6 protein-coding genes are annotated in these 5,957 nt (G+C 46.6%); 3 read left to right on the top strand and 3 right to left on the bottom strand.

All coding sequences use genetic code 11. The features are described from left to right. On the bottom strand, positions 1-425 hold a 425-nt coding region (locus ACTHSP_RS16890; protein ID WP_440346505.1), incomplete at its 3' end, for an FKBP-type peptidyl-prolyl cis-trans isomerase N-terminal domain-containing protein. A gap of 160 nt (positions 426-585) precedes the next feature. Beyond that, on the bottom strand, positions 586-1,851 hold the full coding sequence (locus ACTHSP_RS16885; protein WP_039861976.1) for a Glu/Leu/Phe/Val family dehydrogenase: 1,266 nt from the start codon (positions 1,849-1,851) through the stop codon (positions 586-588). Between the two features lie 421 nt (positions 1,852-2,272). Between ACTHSP_RS16885 and ACTHSP_RS16880 the strand changes: the two genes are divergently transcribed. From ACTHSP_RS16880 to ACTHSP_RS16870, 3 genes are all read left to right on the top strand, one after another. Beyond that, a complete protein-coding gene (locus tag ACTHSP_RS16880) occupies positions 2,273-2,986 on the top strand; it encodes a phosphoglycolate phosphatase (protein WP_314512988.1) in 714 nt (237 codons plus the stop codon). Between the two features lie 100 nt (positions 2,987-3,086). Beyond that, positions 3,087-3,548, top strand: coding sequence for a recombination regulator RecX (gene recX / locus ACTHSP_RS16875; protein WP_314512989.1), 462 nt, complete (start codon positions 3,087-3,089; stop codon positions 3,546-3,548). A gap of 75 nt (positions 3,549-3,623) precedes the next feature. Further along, positions 3,624-3,785 carry a hypothetical protein gene (locus ACTHSP_RS16870; protein WP_049344044.1) on the top strand — a complete coding sequence of 54 codons (162 nt, stop codon included), beginning with the start codon at positions 3,624-3,626 and terminating at the stop codon, positions 3,783-3,785. A 117-nt stretch (positions 3,786-3,902) separates the two neighbouring features. Here the strand turns inward: ACTHSP_RS16870 and ACTHSP_RS16865 are convergent. Beyond that, positions 3,903-5,957, bottom strand: a 2,055-nt coding sequence (locus ACTHSP_RS16865; RefSeq protein WP_440346504.1) for a RelA/SpoT family protein, incomplete at its 5' end; no start/stop codon positions are given.

Raw genomic sequence — 5,957 nt, 5'->3', positions numbered from 1 at the left:
TCTTTAGTCGCGTTTTCTTTCAAGAACGCTTCGCCTTTTTCCAAGTTTACTTTGGCATCTTCAGCACGTTTGGCAGTAGCTTTTTCTTGTTGCTCTTGCAGGAATTTCATCATCACTTCCTGAGCTTGAGCTTCAGTCATTTTAACTTCTTTACCTTCAAACATGGCTTCCATGGCTTCGGTGAAGACTTTCAAATCAATTTCCGTACCTTGGTCTTTCATTTGTTTCAATGAACGGCCGATGTCCACACCCATTGCGTAGCTGGCTTGTTGGGCAGTAGAACCGATGGCAGAAGCATCTGCAGTCGCATTTGAAGCTGCGGAAGCAGCAGGAGCGTCTTTAGCGGCAGTATCTTTTTGGTTGCAAGCAGTCAGTGCCAACAAAGCAGACAAAGCCAATACGCTGAATTTGAAAGTTTTGTTCATGATTATGTCTTTTCCGGAAAGGTCAAAAAAGGGGATTATAGCTGAGTTTGATTGAAATGGAATCAAGGTGGATTAAAATTTGTAAAGGCTCTTATCAAAAACATTAAGGCCGTCTGAAAACAGGTTTCAGACGGCCTACTTTTAGCTATCAGTCAAACGATTAATACCAGCCGCGCAGCTTCATTGCTTTTTCAACACGACGGATACTCATCATGTAAGAAGCGGTACGCAGGTCGACATCGTATTCTTGAGCCAAGTTCCAAATATCGCGGAACGCACGGCGCAGGACAACGGTTTCTTTCTCTTGAACTTCGTCAAACTCCCAGTAGTAGCCTTGCAGGTTTTGTACCCATTCAAAATAGGATACCACCACGCCACCGCAGTTTGCCAAAATATCAGGAACAACCAATACGCCGTTTTGACGCAGGATAACGTCGGCTTCTGGAGTAGTCGGGCCGTTTGCGCCTTCAACCACGATTTTCGCGCGGACTTTACCGGCGTTTTCAGAAGTCAGTTGGTTTTCCAGCGCGCAAGGGGCGAGGACGTCCACTTCCAAAGCCAAAAGTTCGGCATTGCTGATTTCTTTGCCGTAGCCGGCTTCGTTGGTGATGAAACCTTTGGTTTGGAATTCTTTGATGATTGCTTCCATATCCAAGCCGTTTTCGTTGTAGATGGCAACGTCAACAGTAGATACGGCAACGATTTTCGCACCGGCTTTGTGTGCATAGTAACCGGTGTGGTAGCCCACGTTACCGAAACCTTGAATGGCGTAAGTGGCGCCCTTCACGTCTTTGCCCAGTTTTTCCAAAGCTTGGACAGCGGCGAAGTTTACACCGTAACCGGTGGCTTCGGTACGCGCCAAGGAGCCGCCAAACTCAACCGGTTTGCCGGTAAATACGCCCGGTGCGGAATGTTTCACCACGTTTTCATAGGCATCAACCATCCAAGACATGATTTTGCCGTTGGTGTTCACATCAGGAGCAGGAATATCGATTTTCTCACCAATTAGCGGAGAAATAGCTTCGGAATAAGCGCGGGCGATGCGTTCCAATTCCGCTTCAGAATAGTTACGCGGATCCAAAGTAATACCGCCTTTACCGCCGCCATAAGGAATACCTGCCACGCAGCATTTGATGGTCATCCAGATAGACAGGGCTTTAACCTCGTCCATATTCACATTGGGATGGAAACGCACGCCGCCTTTGTAAGGGCCGACGGCATTATTGTGTTGTGAACGGTAGCCGGTGAAGTTTTCTACTGTACCGTTGTCGAGTTTGACAGGGAAGTTGACTTCCAAAACACGTTGCGGCTTTTTCAAGATTTCAAATACTGCTGGATCGGCATTCAGACGGTCGCAGGCAGTTTTCACTTGTTTTTGCGCAATTTCAAACGGATTCAGCGTTTCTTTTACAGCAGATGCGGACATGTATTTTTCCTTTTCATACATATGATTAGACGAGAGCCATACCCGTTACTATATACAAAAACGGACAAAAATGTAATAGCATGTAGTCGATAAAAAGCAAATCTATTCATTTATATATGAATTTAGTTTGAGGCCGTCTGAAAATATCGGCATGCCGACCAAAAAATTTTCAGACGGCCTAGTATAAATGCTCATCAAACCATTCAAAAAAACACACAAACCCTTTGTTTTTTAATGCCTACCAAACCACCCTTTTTGTTGACAAAATCCCTTCCATATTCCAAATAGGCTAACAGCCTTACACCAGCAAAAATTGTTAACAATTTAAACAAATATCCCTTTAAAGAATCAGCAAAACATCGGCAAATCAGGCAAACAATGTTAAAATAAGCGCTTAAATAATATGACAGAAAGCTACTCAATGACCACTGCTGCTTTAGAACACGTTCAAGCCGTTGCCTTTGATTTGGACGGTACCTTATGTGATTCCGTTCCCGATTTGGCCGCAGCAGCCCAAGCCATGTGTGCGCACTTGGGTTTACCTGTTTTGCCCACCCAAACGGTTGAAAGTTATGTCGGCGACGGCATCGGCAAATTGGTTCATCGCGTCATTACCAATGATCGTGAAAAAGAAGCCGATCCTGAAATCTGGGAAAAAGGTTTTGTGTTCTTTATGAAATATTATCGCGAGCACTTGAGTGACTTTACCCACCCCTACCCTGAAACTGAAGCCGGTCTCGGCCTGCTGAAGTCCTTGGGTATTCCATTGGTTGTCATTACTAACAAAAATGAAATTCTGGCTGCTGAGTTGCTGAAACAGCTCAATCTCGACGACTATTTCAGCCTGGTTCTCGGCGGCGACAGCCTGACTGAGAAAAAACCCAGCCCATTGCCGCTTCAACATGCAGCCGAAGTTTTGGGCATCGACGTTGCCAATATGCTGATGGTGGGCGACTCTAAAAATGACATTATTGCCGCCAAAGCGGCCGGTTGCTTCAGCGTCGGCGTAACATTCGGCTACGGTGACATGACCTTGCTCTCTCAAGACAAAGCGACCAAACCTGATTTGTTGATTCGCGCGCTGCCTGAAATCTACGAAAATCTGCAACCGCAAAAAAACAAAGACGAAGAATAATTCGGCTTTATTTTCAGACGGCCTTTTCGGTGCTTTCGCCCAATCAGGCCGTCTGAAATGTAATTCAATGTAGTTAAACTCCCTCCTCTTCCATATCCCCATGAAACCTCCCAAAACCTTACGCGCCCGCGCCTTGGATATTCTTTCTCGTCAGGAAGTCAGCCGTGTCGGCTTGAAACGCAAACTGGCTCCGCACGCTGAAAGCGAAGAAGAATTGGAAAAGGTTTTGGACGAATTTGCCGAACGGAATTGGCAATCCGACCAACGTTACGCAGAAGCCTATATTCACAGCAAAAGCAACCGTTACGGCACACTCCGCCTCAAGCAAGCCTTGGCGCAACAAGGCATCGATGCAGACGACTGTCGGGATTTCCTACCCGATAGGCAGGACGAGCTACAAACCGCTATTTCCGTCTTGCGTAAAAAATTCAAGCAAGAAGCCCAAGATTTAAAAGAAAAACAAAAACAAGCGCGTTTCCTTGCCTATCGCGGCTTTAGTGCTGACACCATTCAGACGGCCTTAAAAACGGCGTGGAATGAAGACGAAGACTTCTATCAATAATCATTCCCACTTGAAACTTTGCTTCTATCGGCGTACCCTTACTCTTTTATTCAATAATTCAATCAGAGCTTCATCATGTCCGACAAACCGCACGATACACCTAATCCCCTACTCGAAGATGAACGCAAAAACCCTGTTTACCGCTTGGGTCAGGCAGTAGCCGGATTCATGTTGCTGGTTTGGGCCGGCGTTTTGGCCTTGGTTTTCTTCTTGGTTTTCCGTTTTTGGTTGAATTAAATCTAATCCGATTACAAAAAAGCCATAAACCCTCTTAAAAAAGCCAACAGCTTTTATTTGTAAACATCAAAAAGGCCGTCTGAAAACACTTTCAGACGGCCTTTGCTTATAACGAGATTATCCTCGAATCACTTTGCGGATATTCGGATTGGCATGCATTGCATGAATAATCTGATTAACCTGATCCAAATCTTTGACTTTAATCGTGAATTTAAACTCTACAAAACCTTCCGTTCCTGCTTGCGCTTTGGTCGGCGTATCAACAGATTCGATATCCGCACCGGAATTGGAAATCGCTTGCGCCATTGAAGCCAACAAACCATGCGCATCTTCGGATTTGACGTTGAGGATGGTGCGGTACGTTTGATTACGCAAACTGTCCCAACCGGCATCCAACTGCTCTTCCGGATCGGCTTTGACTAAAGTTTGGCAGGTATCACGGTGAATAATCATACCCTTGTCTTTGACCAATAAAGCGCGAATGGGATCGCCTGGAATCGGATGGCAACACTCGGCAAAATGAATCCGGCCGGTCTCTTGATCGTTGACTTTAATCGGGCTGAGTTTGACCTCACTGCCGAAATGTTGGCCAGCCAACTCGGCAATATGCATGGCAACGTGTACCGGCAAAGTATGCCCCATACCGACATTGTAAAGAACCTCTTCAAACGAGGTTTGTTTGGTATTCAAATCGGCAAGGTATTTTTCTTTGAGGTCGTCTGAAAGCAGGATGTCTTTAGGCAACAGACTGGATAAAGCTTTTTGCAGCAGGTTTTCACCTAAAACAACGGCATCGTGACGATTCAGATTTTTAATGTATTGGCGGATGGCGCTGCGCGCACGGCTGGAAACGGCAAAATTCAACCATGCTACATTGGGCTTGGCATGTTCGGAAGTAATGATTTCTACCGTATCGCCGGTTTTCAGCTTGGTGCGCAACGGCATCATGACGTTATTAATGCGCGCGGCAACGGTTTTATGGCCGATGTTGGTATGCACGGCATAGGCAAAGTCAATCGGCGTTGCACCCTTAGGCAAGGTAAGGATATCGCCTTTCGGGGTAACGATATAGACTTCGTTGGGGAACAAATCGACTTTGACATGCTCCAGAAACTCGATGGCATTTGAGCTGCTGGCCTGTAGGTCAAGAATATTTTTCATCCACCGGTTCATATGGAGAACGGCTTGGTCCGGAGTATTTTCACCGGATTTATAAATCCAATGACCGGCAATACCGCCCTCAGCCACTGCATCCATTTCACGCGTACGGATTTGCACTTCGATCGGCAAACCGTAAGGGCCGACCAAGGTCGTGTGCAAACTTTGGTAGCCGTTGCTTTTCGGAATGGCGATATAGTCTTTGAAACGGCCGGGCTTGGGGTGGTATAAATTATGCAATGCGCCCAACGCGGCATAACAGGCAGGAATGCTGTTTACAATGACCCGAAAGCCGTAAATATCCATCACTTCGGCAAAACGCAGCTTTTTAGCCAGCATTTTTTGATGGATGCTGTACAAGTTTTTCTCACGGCCTTTGATTTTGGCTTCAATATTGATACCGACCAAACGCTGACTGAATGCACGCAACACTTTGCCGACAACATCGCGGCGATTTTTGCGGCTGTTGTCCATGGCTTTTTTCAGGGTTTCGTAGCGTCTTGGGTGGAGATTTTGGAACGATAAGTCTTGAAGCTCTTGATACGCATTGTTCAGACCAATGCGGTTGGCGATTTGAGCATAGATTTCGAGGGTTTCTTTGGCGATTCGTCGGCGTTTTTCCGGACGCATAGAGCCAAGGGTACGCATATTGTGCAATCGGTCGGCAAGTTTGACGACGATAACGCGCACGTCTTTAGTCATGGCGAGGATAAGCTTGCGGAAACTTTCCGCCTGATGCTCGGCATGATCTTCAAATTTGAGTTTCTCCAGCTTGGAAAGGCCGTCTACCATTTCAGCAATGGTATCGCCGAATTCTGCCGCCATTTCGACTTTGGTTACACCCGTATCTTCCAATACATCATGCATAACACCCGCGCAGAGGCCTTGAACATCCATGTGCCAAATCGCAAGCTGCGTGGCAACGGCAAGGGGATGGGTGATGTAGGGTTCGCCGCTTTTACGGGTTTGTCCGTCATGGGCGTGGAAAGCGTAGGCAACGGCTCTTTCAAGCTC

This window comes from Neisseria sp. P0001.S005, from assembly GCF_051963715.1.
Note: the sequence above shows the minus strand (reverse complement) of the source record. Positions and strands in the feature narration are given on the sequence as shown.